Source organism: Streptomyces sp. NPDC002386, assembly GCF_053593175.1.
Genome location: NZ_JBSFBX010000016.1, coordinates 143,045 through 159,972 on the forward strand (window position 1 = coordinate 143,045; position 16,928 = coordinate 159,972).

Consider the following 16,928-nt stretch of genomic DNA (forward strand, 5'->3'; position numbering starts at 1 on the left):
AGACCCATGAGCACACAGCCGCAATCCGGGCCGGAGCCCGGGCACGAGGAGCATCCCGTCCCCCGGGACCCTCCCGACCAGCAGGCCGGTCCCGGTGCGGACGCCTGGGACGGCACCCCGGAACCACCGCCCCGCGAGGAGACGGCCGAGGGGACGGCGGGACCGGACGGAGGGACCCGGACGGGCGAGGACATCGGAACCGACGAACAGCCGGAACCGGACGAGCCCTCCGCCTGACGGCGCGACCCACGGACGGACGGCCCGAGAACCCGCGGCCCGTCGCGGCGATCCCGCTCCCCCGGCAGGGCGGCGGGACCTCCGCGACGGGCCGCGGGGGCGTCTCCCCGATCTTCGCGGACCCGCGAAGATCGGGGAACCCCCCCCCTAGCGCGGTGCCCGCTCCTCCAGGGCGGCCCGCCAGGCGGGATGGCGGTCCTCCGTGACCGGTTCGGCACGGCGGCCGCCGCGGGCGAAGAAGTCGGCGAGCGGCAGGATCGCGGCGCCCACGGTGACCGCGTCGGGGCCGAGCCGGCCGAGTTCGATGGTGACCTTGTCGGCCGGGTGGCGCAGGGCGTAGGTCGCCGCGTGGCGGCGCACGGCGGGCAGGAACCGGGTGCCGAGCTGGAGGCCGGCCCAGCCGCCGATGAGGATCCGCTCTGGCTGGAACAGGTTGATCAGGTCGGACAGTCCGGCGCCCAGGTACTCGGCGGTCTCCTCCAGCACCGCGAGCGCCACCGGGTCGGGGTCGGCGCCGTCCAGCGGATAGGCGGCGGCGAGCATCGCGGTGAGCGCGGTCTCCTCGTCGGCGTCCCCGGGCGGCCGCCCGCCCTCCTCGCGCCACCGGGCGAGCAGCGACTCGGCGCCCGCGTAAGCCTCCAGGCAGCCCGGCGCACCGCACCGGCAGCGGCGCCCGCGCACCCGTACCGTCAGATGGCCCCACTCGACGGCCCGTCCGTGCTCCACCTCCGGGGTGACCAGGCAGGCGCCGACGCCGGAGCCGAAGAGCACGACCACCGCGTTGCGCGCGCCGCGCCCGGCGCCGAACCACATCTCGGCCTGGCCGAGGGTCTTGGCCCCGTTGTCTATGAAGTAGCGGACGGTGTCCGGGAGCCGGGAGGTGGAGCGGAGCAGTTCCTCCAGCGGCACCGCGTCCCAGCCGATGGTCTGCCCGTGCACGACGGCGCCCCGGTCGGCGGTGTGCTCGACGATGCCGGGCACGCCGACGCCGACGCCGAGCAGCCGCTCGGGCACGGCCTTCGGGGCCGCGAGCACCTCGGCGATGCCGTCACGGATGTGGCCGACGATCCCGTCGACGTCGTAGCCGTCCTGGGTCAGCGGGCGTTCGGCGCGGGCCAGTTCGGTGAGCGCCAGATCGAACAGTTCGACCCGGACCCGGGTCTCGCCGACGTCGACGCCGATCATCTGGCCGCTGTGCGGGGCGACCCGCAGCAGCGTACGGGGGCGGCCGCCGTCGGAGTCGACGCTGCCGGCCTCCTCGACCAGGCCGTCGGCGACCAGGTCCGCGACCACGTTGCTGACCGAGCCGGAACTCAGTCCCGTCGCCGGGCCCAGTTCGAAGCGGCTCAGCGGGCCGTCGAAGTACAGCCGTTGCAGCAGGGCCGTGCGGTTCCCCCGCCTGAGGTCCCGTACGGTCCGCCCGTTCCGCCCCGCCATGTGGCTCCCTCCGTACCTGTCCCGACCTGCAACATACCCCTCGGGCCAGCCGGAACGCGACTTTCCGACAACCCTTATTTCATGTACTGAGCTAACCAGGTCGGCCACGAGGGGTCACCGCTCGCCCACCCTTCGCGGTAACAGCGTACGGAAATTCATTGGCAGGCTCTTCCGTTGGCTATATAGGCTAGCCGTGAACCTAGAGGCTCTAGGTTCCCGTCACGGAACACGGAATCCGGAAGGACCCCTTTCATGCGAGCGCTCTCCGAGCAGGACATCCGCGCCTCCTTCGTCAACTGCTCCAAGGGCGAGGCCAAACGGCTGGCCGTGCCGCGGGACCTGGGCGAACGGCCCTGGGACGACCTGGACTTCCTCGGCTGGCGGGATCCGGGGGCGCCCGACCGGAGCTATCTGGTCGCCGAGCGGGAGGACGGACTCGTCGGGGTCGCGCTGCGCTATCCGGCCGCACGGCGCGGGCTTCTGCACCGCAGCCTGTGTTCCGTGTGCCTGACGACGCATCCCGGCGGAGGGGTCTCCCTGATGACGGCGCGGAAGGCGGGTCCGGCGGGCCGCGAGGGGAACTCGGTCGGGGTGTACATGTGCACGGACCTGGCCTGCTCGCTGTACGTCCGCGGGAAGAAGGTGCCGGAGTCGGGGGGCCGGTTCGAGGAGAGCCTGACCCTGGAGGAGCAGATCGCCCGTGCCACGGGCAATCTGTACGCCTTCCTCGACAGGATCCGCGACTGACACCTCCCGGTCCGGCGGCCGGCCGGCGTCACGGACGGACGCCTCCCCGATCGGGGACGTTCGGCCCGGCCGGGGAGCGGGAACAGGCCAAGGGATGCACGACGTACGAGAGTGGAACGCGGCACTGAAGCGTCTGGTGATGCGCTACCGGGAGCCGGTGGTCGTCCAGACGCTGCGGTCCGCCACCGCGGCGACGATCGCCTACGTGGTCGCGCTGCGCCTGAGTCCCGAACCCGCCCCGCTGACCTCCCCCCTGACCGCCCTGCTGGTCGTCCAGGTCACCTTCTACGCCACCCTCACCAACGGCATCCGCCGGGTGAACTCGGTGGTCGCCGGGGTGCTGGTCGCCATCGCGTTCAGCCTGCTGGTGGGCCTTACCTGGTGGAGTCTGGCGCTGCTGATCGTGGCCTCGCTGGGCGTGGGCCATCTGGTCCGGGTGGACGAGTACGTGGCCGAGGTGGCGATCAGCGCCATGCTGGTGCTCGGGGTCACCACCGTCGGTTTCACCGCCTGGGCACGGATCGTGGAGACGCTGATCGGCGCGGTCGTGGGCATGGCCTGCAACCTGCTGCTGCCACCCCCGGTGTGGGTGGACAAGGCGGGCGAGTCGATCGAGGACCTGGCGCGCCGGGTGCGCCAGCTGATGCTGCGCATGGGCGAGGAGGCCGCGGGCCGCGTCTCCTGGGAACTGGCCGCCGAACGGCTGCACGAGGCCCGCCGCCTCGACCAGCACATCGCCCAGGTGGACGCCTCGCTGCGGCAGGCGGAGGACAGCCTGCGGCTCAACCCGCGCGTCAAGGAGGGGCTGCTGCACCGGGTGGTGCTGCGCACCGGTCTGGACACGCTGGAGATCTGCACGGTGGTGCTGCGGGTGCTGGCCCGTTCCATCACGGACCTGGCCAAGGCCCGGGGCTCCGAGGACCTGTTCCCGAAGGAGATCGGCGCCACCGTGGAGCAGCTGCTCTCCGAGATCGCCGACGCGATCGTCAGCTTCGCGGTCCTCGTGACCACCGATCTGAGCCAGAACGCCGAGTCCGCGGAGGCGCGGCTGACCGCCGAGCTGCACACGGCGGCCGGCACCCGCGACCGGCTCGACGAGCTGCTCCAGGAGAAGGTCGGCAAGGACTGGGAGAACTGGCAGCTCATGGGGGCCGTGCTGACCGAGGTGAACCGGATCATCGCCGAGCTCGACACCGAGCACCGCACCCGCCGCCTGCTGGAGGAGCTGGACCGGGTGTCCCGGGAGCAGCGGGCGCGGCTGCCGCGGATGAGCCGGCTGCGCGAGCGCCTCGGTGTGCAGGAGGACCTGTGGCGGAACCGTACGGGGTTCGGCGAGCGTTCTCCGTGAGAGGTGCCGCGGCGGGGCCGGCACCACGAGGCGAGGGGGCGGACCGATGACCGGCACCGAGGTGCGGATCGACGGGAACACGCTGAGGCTGCCCGGCGGCGTGGCGGTGCGGTTCGTCCGCACCCTGAGGCTGCCCGAGAAGGGCACGCACCCGCTGCCGCCGGGGCTCGGCGAGTTCCCGGTGCGGCGGGTCTCCGACTTCGGCGACCGGGTTCCTCCGGAGTGGCGCCGGCGCGGTGGCGTGATGCTGCCGGTGTACCTGCGGGAGGCGATGTGGCTGAGTTTCACCGGTACGACGGAGCCGGCCGCCCTCCAGGTGGGCGTGGGCAAGGTGTGCGCCGTGTCCGGGAAGCCCTGGCGAGACCACCTGGTCCGCAAGCCGCAGAACTACGTCGTGCTGCCCCGGCAGCCCTGGCTGGACGGCATCAACTCCGGCAAGGGCACGGTCCGGCAGTTCGTCGCCGTGCCGCTCGGTCTGGGCGCGACGGTGGAGGGCCAGGTCACCGGCGAGGAGGTGTGGGGCGGTGTGCAGCTCCAGGCGTTCGGGCTGAAGGACCACGCGCTGGCCGAGTGGCGGCGCGAGGAGCGTGAGCGGCAGCAGCGGCTGAGGGCCGCCGGACCGTTCGGGGGCTACGGCGCACCCGCGCCCGGCGGCGGGCCCGTCCCCATGGCGGCGGCCGCTCCCGGCGCGGCCCTTCCGCCGCCCGCCGCCCCGGCCGGTGCCGCTCCCCCGGGGCGCGCGGCGGCGATGGGGCTGGGCGTCGGCGGCTCGATGCGCCAGGAGGTCTACCGGGACGACCGGCGGCTCGAGGACTGGTCCGGGACACCCTCCGGGCGGGTCTTCGTCCACCTGGTCACGCCGCCCGAGTGGCGCCGCATCACCGGCGAGGCGCCGCCGCCGTCACCGGTGGACCGGGCGGCGTACACCCGGGCCGGACTGCCCTGGTACGACTACTACGACGAGGACGCCGAGGACCTGGACCCCACCGGCACGCTGACGGGCGTCAAGCCGGTCGGCGACTGGCTCGGCGACGACCTGGACCCCTGGCAGCAGCCGTCCCCCGGGCAGGTGACCCCGCTGAAGGACGCGCCGGGCAAGCCGGTCGAGGACGGTGAGTGGTAGACGCGGACCCGGTTGCGCGATACGCGACGGCCGGCGCCGTTCTTGCCTTCGCCGGCCGGCCCGCGCCAAGGTGACCGGACCAGCGGGACGACCGACGACCTGAGGTGCGGCATGGACGAGGAGGAACGGGCGGTGCGCGGCGGCTCCGGCGCGCCCGGCCGGGACCGGGAGGCGGGGACGGGCTGGAGCAGACGCCGGTTCGTGGGGGCGGTGGCGGGCGCGGCCGCCGTGGTGGCGGTGCCCGTCACGGCGGCCGAGCCACCCGGCCCCGCCGCGCCGGCCCCGCCCTCCGCGCGGGCCGGTGAGCGCACGGCGGTCCGGCCGTCGCGCGGGCCGGACCGCCCCCGTCCGCTGTACCTGGGCACCTACACCTCCGCGGAGGGCGGCGGCGCCGGCATCGGGCTGGCCGAGTACGACCCGGCGACCGGCCGGATCACCGGCGAGGGGACGCTCACCGGCGTTCCCGATCCCTCGTACCTCGCGGTCCACCCGGACGGCCGCACGCTCTACGCGGTCGACGAGCGCGAGGACGGCGCGGTCACGGCCGTCCGCCTGGCCGACCGGAAGGTCCTGGGCGCGCGGAGCACGGGCGGGGCGGCCCCCTGCCATCTCTCGGTCCACCCCGGCGGACGCTGGCTGCTGAGCGCCGACTACCAGTCGGGCAGTGTCGCCGTGCACCCCGTCGACGGCTCGGGCGCGCTCGGCGAGCGCACCGCCCTGGTCACCCACAGCACCCCGGCGCCCGGCCCCGGCCGGCAGGGACCGCACGCGCACCAGTTCATCACCGCTCCGGACGGCGGCCATGTGCTCGCCGTCGACCTCGGTACCGACACCGTCTACAGCTACCGCCTCGACCAGGACCGGGGCACGCTCACCGAAGTGGCCCGGGCGCGCACCAGGCCGGGCGCGGGTCCGCGCCATCTGACCTTCCACCCCGGCGGCCGCCACGCCTACCTGGCCAACGAGGTGGACGACACGGTGGCCGTCTGCGGCTACGACCCGGCCACCGGACGCCTGACGATCGGCGACCCGCAGCCCACGGGCTCGTCCGGGGGCACCAACTACCCGGCGCAGTTCCTGGTGACCGCGGACGGCTCCTTCGCCTTCCTCGCCAACCGCGGCCACAACAGCGTCGCGCGGTACGCCGTCGAGGACGCCGGGGCCCGGCTGCGGCTGCTCGGCACGGTGCCGGTGGCCGGGGACTTCCCGCGGCAGATCGCGTTCTCGCCGGACGGCCGGCTGCTGTTCGCGGCGAACCAGCGCTCGGGCACGGTCAGCGTGTTCCACGTGGACGCGGCGAGCGGCGGGCTGCGTCTGGCGGGCGAGCCGTTCGCGTCACCGGTCGCCGTCTGCGCGCTGCCGCTGTAGGGCGCGGGGGCAGGCGGCGGCGCTCGCCCGGGCCAGCAGTGCGTGCATCCGCTCGGTGAGCTGGGAGACGTCGTCGGCGGGGGTGTGGAACGGCAGTCGTACGTCGCCCTGGGTGCGGGCGCGTTCGATGCGCAGGGTGAGGCCGTGCCGGTCGACGGCGAGCGGCACCACACGGGTCGCCGCGTGCAGGTTCTCGGGGCGTACGAGCCGGGTGAGCCGTTCGACGGCGTCCGGGTGGGCGTCGGCGAGATGCGTCAGGAGCCGGGCCTCGGCTCCGGTGAGCGGGTCGGGCCGGGCGGCGGCGAACTCGTCGAGGTCGACGGGTACGGAACCGGACGGCTGCCACAGCACCACGCGGGTGGGCCGCAGGAGCAGCGAGTCGCCGACGGGGGTGAACCAGCCGGCCAGCCAGAGCCGGGACCGGATCCGCCGGCGCACCGGCACCGGTGCCGCGTCGGCGAACTCGACCACGGCCGTCGGCTCTCCGCGCGGCGCGCACAGCGCGGCCGCGACCAGGGCGCTGTCCTCGGGCACGTCCAGCAGCACACCGCCGTCACCGGTCAGGCGGTGCGCGCCCACGTACTCCTCGCGGGCACCGTCCGCCGTCACCGCGCACGACCACGCGGCCGCCGCCACCGACCGCGCCCGCTGAGCCGTGCCGGGTCCGGCCGCCCCGTCCTGGGTGTCACCCATGCCCATGCCTCCTTAGGTAAGCCTTGCCTAACCTATCGAAGATCCGGGCGCGCGCCAACCACGCCTCCGGCGGGGGCAGGTCAGCCGATCACTCCGAGGAGTGCCCGGGCGCACAGGTCGCGGACCTGTTCCCGGTCCGGCTCGCCGTCCCGCAGCCACTCCAGGCAGACGGCCGTGGTGAAGGCGAGCCAGCCGCGCACGGCGAGCCGCACCCCGGGAGCGCCCTCGGAGGCCGGCCCGAACTCGGGGTCCACCGCCAGCGCGGCCAGGATCTGCTGCTCCTGGGCGGCGAGGGCCCGCCGGTAGACGCGGCGCACCGCCTGGTCGCCGGCCGCGTCGGCACGGTGGAAGGCACGGAAACCGTGCGCGTGCTCCTGGACGTAGGCGAGATAGGTGTCGAGGCTGGCGAGGAGCTGTTCACGCACCGGCACCCCGGGCACGGCCGCCGTCATGCGCAGCATCCGCTCGCTCTCGCGCTCCACGACCGCGGCGAAGAAGTCCCGCTTGGTCGGGAAGTAGTGGTAGAGGAGCCCCCGGGAGACTCCCGCGATCTCGGCGACCTGCTCGATCCACACCTCGTCGTACGGGCTCTCCGAGAACAGCCTCGCGCCGACCGACAGCAACTGCTCACGGCGCTCCCCGGTGCTGAGTCTGCGCCGGGCGCGTTCCCCCTGGTTCGCGGGCATGCCGTCACTTTACTTGACGCCGGTTCAACAAGCGGACCACACTGGAACGCGTTATTGAACCCACGTACAACACGCGGGCGTCACAGGTTCAACCATCCGCTGGGTCAAGGGAGATCGCGTCATGGCGGAGACGACGGAGACCGGGCTGCCCAAGGGGTTCCGGGGCGCCGAGCAGGGCTGGCCCGAGCTGCACCGCATCCCGCATCCGCCGCGCCGGCTGCCGCTGCTCGGCGACGTGCTCGGAGTCGACCGGCACCGGCCGCTGCAGGACTCGATGCGCTTCGGCCGTGAGCTGGGTCCGGTCTTCCGGCGCCGGGTGTTCGGCAACGAGTTCGTCTTCCTGTGGGGGTCGCGGCTCGTCGCCGACCTCGCCGACGAGTCCCGGTTCGCCAAGCACGTCGGCCTCGGGGTGGCCAATCTCCGCCCGGTCGCCGGCGACGGCCTGTTCACGGCCTACAACCACGAGCCCAACTGGCAGTTGGCGCACGACGTGCTGGCGCCCGGCTTCAGCCGGGAGGCCATGGCGGGGTACCACTCGATGATGCTGGCGGTGGCCGCCCGGCTGACCGGCCACTGGGACCGGGAGCTGGCGGCCGGCCGCACGGTGGACGTGCCCGGCGACATGACCAAGCTGACGCTGGAGACGATCGCGCGCACCGGGTTCGGGCACGACTTCGGCTCCTTCGAACGGGACCGGCCGCATCCGTTCGTCACCGCGATGGTCGGCACGCTCGGCTACGCGCAGCGCCTGAACAGCGTGCCCGCGCCGCTGGTGCCGCTGCTGCTGCGCGGCGCCGCCCGGCGCAACGCCGCCGACATCGCCCATCTGGACCGTACGGTCGACGAGGTCGTCGCGGCCCGGCGCCGCTCGGGCGGCGGTGACGGGGATCTGCTGGACCGCATGCTGGACACCACGCACCCGGAGACCGGGGAGCGGCTGTCCGCCGAGAACGTGCGCAAGCAGGTGATCACGTTCCTGGTGGCCGGCCACGAGACCACCTCGGGCGCGCTGTCCTTCGCCCTGTACTACCTCGCGCGGCACCCGGAGGTCGCCGCCCGGGCCCGCGCCGAGGTGGACCGCGTCTGGGGCGACACCCCCGAACCGGGCTACGACCAGGTCGCCAAGCTGCGCTACGTCCGCCGGGTGCTGGACGAGTCGCTGCGGCTGTGGCCGACCGCGCCCGCCTACGCCCGCGAGGCCCGGCAGGACACGGTGCTGGCCGGGGAGCATCCGATGCGGCGCGGCGCGTGGGCGCTGGTCCTGCTGCCGCTGCTGCACCGCGACCCCGAGGTGTGGGGCGAGGACGCCGAGCGGTTCGATCCCGACCGCTTCGAGGCGGGTGCCGTACGGGGCCGGGCCCCGCACACCTTCAAGCCGTTCGGCACCGGCGCCCGGGCCTGCATCGGCCGCCAGTTCGCGCTGCACGAGGCAACTCTCGTCCTCGGCCTGCTGCTGCGCCGCTACGAGCTGGGTGCCGACCCCGCCTACCGTCTCCAGGTCACCGAGCGCCTGACGGTGATGCCGGAGGGACTGCGCCTGCGCCTCGAACGACGCCCCGCACCGGCCCCGGCCGCCGTGCCCGCCGCCGTCCCCGGCCCGGCCGCACGCTGCCCGGTGGGCGGAGCGGGGGACTGAGCCCGCGGGGACTGGTACTTGCGCCCGCCACAGCGGCGTTGACGTACGCCCGCGCGAGGAGGCACACCCAGTGCGCGAGGCGAGTGACCGCGCCCGTGCGATCACCAGCCACCTCACCCGACGCGGCGCGCCCGCGCCCGGTCCGGTCACCGAGCCGGAAGGCGGCCCCCGCTCAGCCGCCGGACGCCCAGTGCGCGGGGCGGGAGACCGAGTCGGGCAGTTTCGTGCCGGTGCTGCCCCGGGCCGCGTTGACCTGGGGCTGGGTGAGGAAGAAGGCGCCGGTGAGATCCGCGTCGGTCAGATCGGTGTCGCGGAGGTCGGCGCCGATCATGTCGGCGTCGCGCAGGTCGGCGCCGGTGAGGTCCGCCGCGATGAGGTAGGCGCCGCGCAGGCTGGCCCCGCGCAGATCGGCGCCGCGCAGCCGGGCCCCCATGAGGTCGGCGCCCCGGCGGTCCTTGGCTCCGCGCTTCCCGCCCTTGCCGCCCCTGCCGCCCTTGCCGCCGGTGGCGTCCGCGCGGGCCAGTTCGCTGGCGCGCAGCAGCAGGACGTTGACCTCCTGCCGGTGGGCGGCCACGTCCAGCCCGGCCAGTTCCTCGGGGGTCCCCCGGGTGAGCAGTTCGGTCCGCTCCAGGGCCTCGCGCAGGCCGGCGTGCACCGGCCGGGCGGCCTCCAGGCGCAGCGCGTCCGTCAAGTACCAGAGCAGTTCGTGCAGTTGACGGACGACGGGGAAGACCTCGAACATCCGGCGGGCCTGCTCCCGGGAGCCGGAACGCCAGTCCTGCCCGCCGAAGGTGAGCCGCGAGACCTTCTGTCCCGCGCCGAAGCAGTCGTAGACCGTGCAGCCGGCGAAACCCTTCTCGCGCAGGCCGGCGTGGATGCCGCAGCGGTGGTCGTCCCGCAGGTTCGGGCACGGCCTGCCCGCGGGCTTGTCGATCGCGAAGTCCGCGGACGCGGCGAAGGGCAGGGCGACACAGCACAGCCCGAAGCACTGGGCGCAGTCGCCGCGCAGTGCGGTGAGGTCGGCTATCTGATCCGGCATGGCGTCCAGCCTACTGACCTGCTCGGCCGCGGGGCGCGCTGCCGCACCCCGCGGCCCCTGCGACCGGCACCCGGCCCTCAGTCCGCCAGCACGGGCAGGTCCAGCCGGGCCAGCCGCTCCGGGTCGGCCAGGATGTACACGCCGGTGATCCGGCCGTCGGCGACCGTGAACGCCGTGACCGAGACCGGCCGTCCCCCGGGCGCGGTGACGAGCCCCACCGCTCCGTTGACCAGCACCGGACGGGCGTGCACCGCGAGGTGGGAGAACATCGAGGCCTGCTCGGCGACCGAACGGGCCCCACTGACCGCCTTGGACGCGCCGGTACCCCGGACCAGGACTCCCGCGTCGGCGCGCAGCGCCACGTCCGGGTGCAGCAGGGCGAGCAGCGCCTCGAAGTCACCGCCGCGGGTGGCGGCCAGCCAGGCGTCCACCACCTGCCGCTGCCGGCCGAGGTCGGGATCGGCCGACGGGCCGGCTCCCTGCACCCGGCGGCGGGCCCGGCTGGCGAGCTGCCGGGTGGCGGCCGGGGTGCGCTCGACGATCGCGGCGATGTCGTCGAAGGGCACGGCGAACATGTCGTGCAGGACGAACGCCAGCCGTTCGGCGGGCTCCAGGGTCTGGAGCACCACGAGGAGCGCCAGCCCGACCGAGTCGGCCTCCAGCACCTCCTTCTCGGGGTCGGCCTCGCCGAGGGGCCGGACCACCGGATCGGGGACGGACGTGTCGTCCATCGGCTCCTCGCGGCGCGCGGTCCGCGAGCGCAGCATGTCCAGGCAGACCCGGCCCACCACGGTGGTCAGCCAGCCGCCGAGGTTGCGGATCTCCGCCGCGTCACCGCGGCCGAGGCGCAGCCAGGCCTCCTGGACCGCGTCCTCCGCCTCGGTGAGCGAGCCGAGCATCCGGTAGGCCACCGCGCGCAGGTGCCCCCGGTGCGCCTCGAAGCGGTCGGCGAGCAGGTCGGTGCCGTTCATCAGGTCCCCGTTCGTTCGGTGGCGGCGGGGGCCCGGCACCGGCCCCCCGCCGCGGGCAGCGGCGGCGCGGTGATCGTCGGCGCGCCCGTGGCCGCAGACTATGCCGCCCGTCCGCCGCCGCAACTCCTTTTCCCGCGCCGCCCGTCGGCTCACGCCTCGTCGCGGGTCAGGGCGAGCAGCCGGTCCAGGACGCGGGGCGCTCCGGCCCGCAGACCATCGTGCTCGAACTCGTCGGTCACCCACGTCCGCAGCCCCCGCACGGCACGGGCCGTACGCAGGGAGTGGGCCGTGTCCACGTACATGTCGTCGTGGTAGACCGCCGCGGCGACCGGGACCTCGTTGGCGGCGAGCCGGGCGGGGTCGTACAGGGGCTGCCAGTCCGTGCGGGCGGCGAGCAGTTCGGCGGTCTCGCGCAGCGGGCGCAGGGCCGGGTCGGTCTCGAACATCCAGGGGTGCACCGTCTCACCGGTGAACAGCACCGGGGCGTCACCGGCGATCGCCTTGGCCGCGTCGAACTGCGGGAACTCGGCACGGACCCGCTCGGCGGCCCAGGCGGTGGGGCGGGCGTCCTGACCGTAGATGGACTCGTGGACGAGCGCGTACAGCGGGTGCCCGGCGTACGACAGCAGGCCGCGCACCTGCTCCTGGAAGGCGTCGGACAGCTCCGGACCGCCGGGCGTGCGGACGAACGCGTCCTCGAGGAGGAAGTGCAGCCGGTGGCTGCCGTCGCTGGCCCCGAGCATCAGGCCCAGGGACTGGAACGCCTCCACGGTGAGGCGGTGGCCGCCGGGCAGGACGACGTCGTGGGTGAGGAGGTGGTCGGCGATGCGCCGGGCCCGCTCGACGTCCTGCGGGTAGCGGGCGTAGTGCGCGGCGACCTTGCGTTCGACGCGCGGGTACGCGGCCCGGTAGACGTCGTCGGCGTGGGCGTCGAGGGAGGGCAGTCCGCCGGTGACGACCGCGGTGTTCAGGCCCTCGGGTGCCAGCGAGAGGTAGGACACCGTGCAGAAGCCGCCGAAGCTCTGGCCCAGCACGGTCCACGGGGCGCCGCCCGTCAGCCGGGGACGGATCGCCTCGCAGTCGCGGACGATGGAGTCGGCGCGGAAGTGGGTGAGGTACTCGGCCTGCTCGGCGGGGCCGCCGCGCAGCGGGAGGGTCTGCCGGGTCGCGGGCGTGGACCCGCCGGTGCCGCGCTGGTCCAGGAGGAGGACGCGGTAGTCCCGCAGGGCGCGGTCGAGCCAGGCCTGCCGTCCGACGAAACGATTGGCCCCGAAGCCGGGGCCGCCCTGGAGGTACAGCAGCCAGGGCAGGTCCTGCCCCGCCTTGTCGCCGGCGACGGCCTCGCGGGCGTACAGCTCGATGGTCTCGCCGTCGGGCCGCGCGTGGTCGAGGGGCACGGTGAAGCGGTGGTCGGTGAGGACGACACCGGGCTGGCGGTAGCTGGAAGTCAACGGATCTCCCCGGACGGACGACACGGACGCGCCCCAGTTCAGCACACCGGCGGCCGGTCCCACCCTCCCGGGATCATGGATTCCTACTGAACCTCCGGTCAGCGGGCGCCGAGGCTGGAGCGGCGCACCAGCGGCTCCGGGTGGAGCACCGCCCGCCGCTGCTCGTGCCGGCCGGCGGCGCCCTCGGGGCCGGCCCCGGTCTCCTCCAGCCGCGGCTCGCGGCGTGCGGCGGCGCGGCGCGCCGCGCGATGAGCCGCGCCCTCCGGCCGGCGGATCAGGCCGATTACCCTGCACACGTCCGACGACCGACGCCGAGGAGCCGCGATGCGCGTCGCCCTGTTCCTGACCTGTGTCAACGACACGCTCTATCCGGACACCGGCCGGGCGGTGGTGAGACTGCTGGGCAGACTGGGGGTCGAGGTCGACTTCCCGATGGGCCAGACGTGCTGCGGGCAGGCGCACTACAACACCGGCTACCGGCACGAGGCGGAGCCGCTGGCCCGGCACTTCGCCGAGGTCTTCGGGGAGTACGAGGCGATCGTGACGCCGTCCGGGTCCTGCGGGGCCATGGTCCGCGAGCTGTATCCGCGCATGGGTGAGCGGGCGCGGGCCGAGGGGCGGGGCGGGAGCCTGGCCACGGTGCTCGCGCCGGTGGTGCCGAAGACGTACGAGCTGACGGAGTTCCTGGTGGACGTGCTGGGGGTGACGGACGTCGGCGCCCACTACCCGCACCGGGTGACCTACCACCCCACCTGCCACGGACTGCGCGCCCTGGGTCTCGGCGACCGGCCGCGGCGGCTGCTGAACGCCGTCAGGGGGCTGGAACTGGTGGAGTTGCCGGGTGCCGAGGAGTGCTGCGGGTTCGGCGGCACGTTCGCGGTGAAGAACGCCGAGGTGTCGGCGGCGATGGGCGCGGACAAGGTGCGCAGCGCCGAGTCGACGGGCGCGGAGGTGCTGTGCGCGGCCGACAACTCCTGTCTGATGCACATCGGCGGCACCATGAGCCGGCTGCGGACGGACATGCGGCCGGTGCACATCGCGGAGATCCTGGCGAGCACGGAGGAGGAGCCGGCCGTATGAGCGCGACCCACCTGGGCATGCCGGCCTTCCCCGAGGCCGCGCGGGAGGCCCTCCGCGACCCCACCCTGCGCGGCAATCTGCGTCACGCCACCCACACCATCCGGGCCAAGCGGGCCAGGGCGGTCGCCGAGGTGTCCGACTGGGCGGAGCTCCGGGAGGCGGGCCGGCGGATCAAGGATCACACCCTGCGCCATCTGGACCGGTACCTGGTCCAGTTGGAGGAGGCGGTGACGGCGGCGGGCGGTACGGTCCACTGGGCCGCCGACGCCGACGAGGCCAACCGGATCGTCACCGCACTGGTCAGGGCGACCGGCGAGTCGGAGGTCGTGAAGGTCAAGTCGATGGCCACGCAGGAGATCGGGCTCAACGAGGCCCTCGAGGCCGCGGGCATCCGCGCCTACGAGACCGATCTCGCCGAGCTCATCGTGCAGTTGGCCGAGGACCGGCCCTCGCACATCCTGGTCCCCGCCATCCACCGCAACCGGGGCGAGATCAGGGACATCTTCCGCGCCGAGATGGCCGGGTGGGGCCGCCCCGCCCCCGAGGGCCTGAGCGACTCCCCCGCCGAGCTCGCCGAGGCCGCGCGGCTGCACCTGCGGGAGAAGTTCCTGCGGGCGAAGGTCGGCGTCTCCGGCGCCAACTTCATGGTCGCCGAGACCGGCACGCTGGTGGTCGTGGAGTCCGAGGGCAACGGGCGGATGTGCCTGACCCTGCCCGAGACGCTGATCTCGGTCGTCGGCATCGAGAAGATCGTGCCGGCCTGGCGGGACCTGGAGGTCTTCCTGCAGACGCTGCCCCGCTCCTCGACGGCCGAGCGGATGAACCCGTACACCTCGATGTGGACCGGCACCACCGGCGAGGACGGCCCGGACACCTTCCATCTGGTCCTGCTCGACAACGGCCGCACCGACACCCTCGCCGACGACGTCGGCCGGCAGGCGCTGCGCTGCATCCGCTGCTCGGCCTGCCTGAACGTGTGCCCGGTGTACGAGCGGGCCGGCGGCCACGCCTACGGCTCGGTGTACCCGGGCCCGATCGGGGCCATCCTCAGCCCCCAACTGCGCGGTACCGGGAGCGAGATCGACGCCTCCCTGCCGTACGCGTCCTCGTTGTGCGGGGCCTGCTACGAGGTGTGCCCGGTCGCCATCGACATCCCGGAGGTGCTGGTGCATCTGCGGGAGCGGGTCGCACAGGGCGGACAGGCGGTCCGGGAGGGCAACAAGGTGGTGCTGAGACCGTCCCGGGGCCATGCCGCCGAGCGGGCGGCGATGCGGGCCGCGCGCTGGGCGTTCGCGCGTCCGGGTGCGCTGCGCGCCGGGCAGCGGCTCGCCTCCCGCACCCGCCGGCTGCATCCGCGCACCCTGCCGGGTCCGGGACGGGCCTGGAGCGGGACCCGGGATCTGCCGGCCGTGCCGGCGGAGCCGTTCCGGGACTGGTGGCAGCGTACGAACGGCGGGAAGGACACGGCGAAGTGAGCGGCAGGGAACGGATCCTGGGCCGGGTGCGGCGGGCGCTCGCGGACCTGCCCGCGGACGAGCGGCCGTACGAGGAGGCGGTGGCGCGGGCCTATCTGCGCGAGCACGGCGACCGTACGGCCGGGCGGACCGTGGAGCTGCTGGCCGAGAACCTGGCGGACTACCGGGCGGTCGTGCACCGCACGGAGGCCGGGGAGCTGCCGGAGCTGCTCACGCGGCTGCTCGCCGCACGCGGGTCCGAGCGGGTGCTCGTGCCGCCGGGGCTGCCTCCCGGGTGGCTGGCGGCGGCCGGCCCCACCCGAGTCCACGACCGTGCCGCGAGCACGGCGCGTGAACTCGACCGGGTGGACAGCGTCGTCACCGGCTGCGCGGTCGCGATCGCCGAGACCGGCACCCTCGTCCTGGACGGCTCCCCCGACCAGGGCAGGCGCCGCATCACCCTGATCCCCGACCACCACATCTGCGTGGTGCGCGTACCGGACCAGGTGGTCGCCTCCGTCCCGCAGGCCCTCGGCCGCCTGGACCCCGCCCGCCCGCTGACCTGGATCTCCGGTCCGTCCGCGACCAGCGACATCGAACTCGACCGGGTGGAGGGGGTGCACGGGCCGCGCACCCTGGAAGTGGTGCTGATGAGCGGGACATGACCGGCGTCGGCGTCGGGGGCTCCGCCGTGGGAACACCGGACTGCGCATAGGGTGGAGCCGGTAAGCCCGCCACCGTGAGAGGTCTGTGATGCCCGAGCTCCCCTCGGACCCCGCCGTCGCGCAGTTCGGCCCCCAGGGGCTGCGCCGCATCAGCGTGCCCGCCTCGTACGGAACCGTGCCGGCCTCGGCCCGCGCCCACCTCGCGCAGGTCGGTGTGCCGCTGCACGTCGGACCGTACTTCATCGCCGCGGACGACACCGACGGGCCCACGCTCGGGATGTTCACCGGCCACCGCGGCGTCGCCCTGCAGGGCGACTGGGCGGAGTGGGTGCGCATCGGCACCGACCGGCTGGCGCACCTGTGCGTCCGCACCGACGGCTCCGTACAGGCCCTCTTCCTCGGTCGCGGCGAGGCCGCCCTGTCCGTCAACTCGGACGTGGCCGCCTTCACGCACTGCGCCGCCGCGCTGGACCGCGCCCTCCCGGTGATCGCCGCCTCCGACGGACTCCAGTCCGCCGCCGAGGCGTTCGCCGCGCTGGTCCGGGAGATCCGGCAGATCGACCCGGAGGCCGTGGCCGACCGGGAGAACTGGTGGTCGCGGGTGCTCGACGACGTCCGCCACACCCTCAACTTCCCCTTCTCCTCGGCCTTCGAGTACGTCGACGAGGACGGCACCAAGAAGATCGTCACCGCCCAGGCGGGACCCGGCCGTCCGCACCCCGAGGAGCAGCTGTGGCAGCAGCTCGCATCCGCCGGGGTGGAGCCCGAGCAGGTCCGCCGTGTCTACTGCGAACTCGAACCGTGCATGATGCCGGGCCACTACTGCGCCGCCTGGCTCCAGGCCGTCCTCCCGCACGCCGAGTTCACGCACAGCTTCGACTACGGCGACACCGCGGAGTCCCGCGAGGAGGGTCTGAAGGAACTCATCACCCACGCCGCGCGGCAGGCCGGGCAGTGACGCGCCGCCCGGATGCCCCGGCGGCGGGGGCGGGT

General features: G+C 74.3%; 17 protein-coding genes. 10 read left to right on the forward strand and 7 right to left on the reverse strand.

Annotated elements, in window-relative coordinates; genetic code table 11:
• Positions 1-6 precede the first annotated feature (6 nt).
• On the forward strand, positions 7-237 hold the full coding sequence (locus ACWCPN_RS28600) for a hypothetical protein (protein ID WP_392295583.1): 231 nt from the start codon (positions 7-9) through the stop codon (positions 235-237).
• Between the two features lie 147 nt (positions 238-384).
• Here ACWCPN_RS28600 and ACWCPN_RS28605 read toward each other — a convergent pair whose 3' ends face one another.
• On the reverse strand, positions 385-1,674 hold the full coding sequence (locus tag ACWCPN_RS28605) for an ROK family transcriptional regulator (protein ID WP_199213012.1): 1,290 nt from the start codon (positions 1,672-1,674) through the stop codon (positions 385-387).
• 252 nt (positions 1,675-1,926) lie between these two features.
• On the opposite strand from ACWCPN_RS28605, the gene ACWCPN_RS28610 reads away from it, so the two are divergent.
• From ACWCPN_RS28610 to ACWCPN_RS28625, 4 genes are all read left to right on the forward strand, one after another.
• A complete protein-coding gene (locus ACWCPN_RS28610; RefSeq protein ID WP_392403450.1) occupies positions 1,927-2,421 on the forward strand; it encodes an FBP domain-containing protein in 495 nt (164 codons plus the stop codon).
• 94 nt (positions 2,422-2,515) lie between these two features.
• Positions 2,516-3,769, forward strand: coding sequence for an FUSC family protein (locus ACWCPN_RS28615; protein ID WP_199213010.1), 1,254 nt, complete (start codon positions 2,516-2,518; stop codon positions 3,767-3,769).
• 46 nt (positions 3,770-3,815) lie between these two features.
• A complete protein-coding gene (locus tag ACWCPN_RS28620) occupies positions 3,816-4,892 on the forward strand; it encodes a hypothetical protein (RefSeq protein ID WP_451211677.1) in 1,077 nt (358 codons plus the stop codon).
• Between the two features lie 111 nt (positions 4,893-5,003).
• A complete protein-coding gene (locus ACWCPN_RS28625; protein ID WP_451211680.1) occupies positions 5,004-6,260 on the forward strand; it encodes a lactonase family protein in 1,257 nt (418 codons plus the stop codon).
• Here ACWCPN_RS28625 and ACWCPN_RS28630 read toward each other — a convergent pair.
• Positions 6,228-6,953, reverse strand: a complete 726-nt coding sequence (locus ACWCPN_RS28630; protein WP_451211682.1) for a DUF2470 domain-containing protein — start codon at positions 6,951-6,953, stop codon at positions 6,228-6,230. The genes ACWCPN_RS28625 and ACWCPN_RS28630 overlap by 33 nt on opposite strands.
• Before the next feature lie 80 nt (positions 6,954-7,033).
• The gene (locus ACWCPN_RS28635; protein WP_451211685.1) at positions 7,034-7,639 is read right to left on the reverse strand and encodes a TetR/AcrR family transcriptional regulator; all 606 of its coding nucleotides are present in this window, start codon (positions 7,637-7,639) and stop codon (positions 7,034-7,036) included.
• 121 nt (positions 7,640-7,760) lie between these two features.
• Here ACWCPN_RS28635 and ACWCPN_RS28640 point away from each other — a divergent pair, with 121 nt between their 5' ends.
• Positions 7,761-9,275 (forward strand): cytochrome P450, encoded by a 1,515-nt coding sequence (locus ACWCPN_RS28640; RefSeq protein ID WP_451211688.1) that lies wholly within the window; start codon positions 7,761-7,763, stop codon positions 9,273-9,275.
• Between the two features lie 172 nt (positions 9,276-9,447).
• Here the strand turns inward: ACWCPN_RS28640 and ACWCPN_RS28645 are convergent, their stop codons facing one another.
• The 4 genes from ACWCPN_RS28645 to ACWCPN_RS28660 all read right to left on the reverse strand — a co-directional run bounded on the left by ACWCPN_RS28645 (position 9,448) and on the right by ACWCPN_RS28660 (position 13,032).
• Entirely contained in the window at positions 9,448-10,314 is an 867-nt protein-coding gene (locus ACWCPN_RS28645; RefSeq protein WP_451211691.1) for a pentapeptide repeat-containing protein, read from the reverse strand.
• Positions 10,315-10,391: 77 nt separating this feature from the next.
• Positions 10,392-11,285: an RNA polymerase sigma factor SigJ gene (gene sigJ, locus ACWCPN_RS28650; RefSeq protein ID WP_451211694.1), complete on the reverse strand. Its 894-nt coding sequence runs from the start codon at positions 11,283-11,285 to the stop codon at positions 10,392-10,394.
• 149 nt (positions 11,286-11,434) lie between these two features.
• Positions 11,435-12,736, reverse strand: coding sequence for an alpha/beta fold hydrolase (locus tag ACWCPN_RS28655; RefSeq protein ID WP_451211697.1), 1,302 nt, complete (start codon positions 12,734-12,736; stop codon positions 11,435-11,437).
• A gap of 98 nt (positions 12,737-12,834) precedes the next feature.
• Complete coding sequence (locus ACWCPN_RS28660; protein WP_451211701.1) at positions 12,835-13,032, reverse strand: hypothetical protein; 198 nt, start codon at positions 13,030-13,032, stop codon at positions 12,835-12,837.
• Positions 13,033-13,060: 28 nt separating this feature from the next.
• On the opposite strand from ACWCPN_RS28660, the gene ACWCPN_RS28665 reads away from it, so the two are divergent.
• The 4 genes from ACWCPN_RS28665 (at position 13,061) to ACWCPN_RS28680 (ending at position 16,893) form a co-directional block, all read left to right on the forward strand.
• Positions 13,061-13,816: a (Fe-S)-binding protein gene (locus ACWCPN_RS28665; protein WP_451211704.1), complete on the forward strand. Its 756-nt coding sequence runs from the start codon at positions 13,061-13,063 to the stop codon at positions 13,814-13,816.
• Positions 13,813-15,291, forward strand: coding sequence for a lactate utilization protein B (locus tag ACWCPN_RS28670; protein WP_451211706.1), 1,479 nt, complete (start codon positions 13,813-13,815; stop codon positions 15,289-15,291). The genes ACWCPN_RS28665 and ACWCPN_RS28670 overlap by 4 nt, the downstream gene beginning before the upstream one ends.
• Positions 15,288-15,935, forward strand: coding sequence for a LutC/YkgG family protein (locus ACWCPN_RS28675; RefSeq protein ID WP_451211709.1), 648 nt, complete (start codon positions 15,288-15,290; stop codon positions 15,933-15,935). The genes ACWCPN_RS28670 and ACWCPN_RS28675 overlap by 4 nt, the downstream gene beginning before the upstream one ends.
• A gap of 88 nt (positions 15,936-16,023) precedes the next feature.
• Positions 16,024-16,893 carry a nucleic acid/nucleotide deaminase domain-containing protein gene (locus tag ACWCPN_RS28680; RefSeq protein ID WP_365124884.1) on the forward strand — a complete coding sequence of 290 codons (870 nt, stop codon included), beginning with the start codon at positions 16,024-16,026 and terminating at the stop codon, positions 16,891-16,893.
• Positions 16,894-16,928 lie beyond the last annotated feature (35 nt).

Excerpts from the sequence above, each read along its gene's own strand:
- ACWCPN_RS28600 (WP_392295583.1), top strand. The coding sequence starts at position 7 with ATGAGCACACAGCCGCAATCCGGGCCGGAGCCCGGGCACGAGGAGCAT.
- ACWCPN_RS28605 (WP_199213012.1), bottom strand. The coding sequence starts at position 1,674 with ATGGCGGGGCGGAACGGGCGGACCGTACGGGACCTCAGGCGGGGGAAC.
- ACWCPN_RS28610 (WP_392403450.1), top strand. The coding sequence starts at position 1,927 with ATGCGAGCGCTCTCCGAGCAGGACATCCGCGCCTCCTTCGTCAACTGC.
- ACWCPN_RS28615 (WP_199213010.1), top strand. The coding sequence starts at position 2,516 with ATGCACGACGTACGAGAGTGGAACGCGGCACTGAAGCGTCTGGTGATG.
- ACWCPN_RS28620 (WP_451211677.1), top strand. The coding sequence starts at position 3,816 with ATGACCGGCACCGAGGTGCGGATCGACGGGAACACGCTGAGGCTGCCC.
- ACWCPN_RS28625 (WP_451211680.1), top strand. The coding sequence starts at position 5,004 with ATGGACGAGGAGGAACGGGCGGTGCGCGGCGGCTCCGGCGCGCCCGGC.
- ACWCPN_RS28630 (WP_451211682.1), bottom strand. The coding sequence starts at position 6,953 with ATGGGTGACACCCAGGACGGGGCGGCCGGACCCGGCACGGCTCAGCGG.
- ACWCPN_RS28635 (WP_451211685.1), bottom strand. The coding sequence starts at position 7,639 with ATGCCCGCGAACCAGGGGGAACGCGCCCGGCGCAGACTCAGCACCGGG.
- ACWCPN_RS28640 (WP_451211688.1), top strand. The coding sequence starts at position 7,761 with ATGGCGGAGACGACGGAGACCGGGCTGCCCAAGGGGTTCCGGGGCGCC.
- ACWCPN_RS28645 (WP_451211691.1), bottom strand. The coding sequence starts at position 10,314 with ATGCCGGATCAGATAGCCGACCTCACCGCACTGCGCGGCGACTGCGCC.
- sigJ (WP_451211694.1), bottom strand. The coding sequence starts at position 11,285 with ATGAACGGCACCGACCTGCTCGCCGACCGCTTCGAGGCGCACCGGGGG.
- ACWCPN_RS28665 (WP_451211704.1), top strand. The coding sequence starts at position 13,061 with ATGCGCGTCGCCCTGTTCCTGACCTGTGTCAACGACACGCTCTATCCG.
- ACWCPN_RS28670 (WP_451211706.1), top strand. The coding sequence starts at position 13,813 with ATGAGCGCGACCCACCTGGGCATGCCGGCCTTCCCCGAGGCCGCGCGG.
- ACWCPN_RS28680 (WP_365124884.1), top strand. The coding sequence starts at position 16,024 with ATGCCCGAGCTCCCCTCGGACCCCGCCGTCGCGCAGTTCGGCCCCCAG.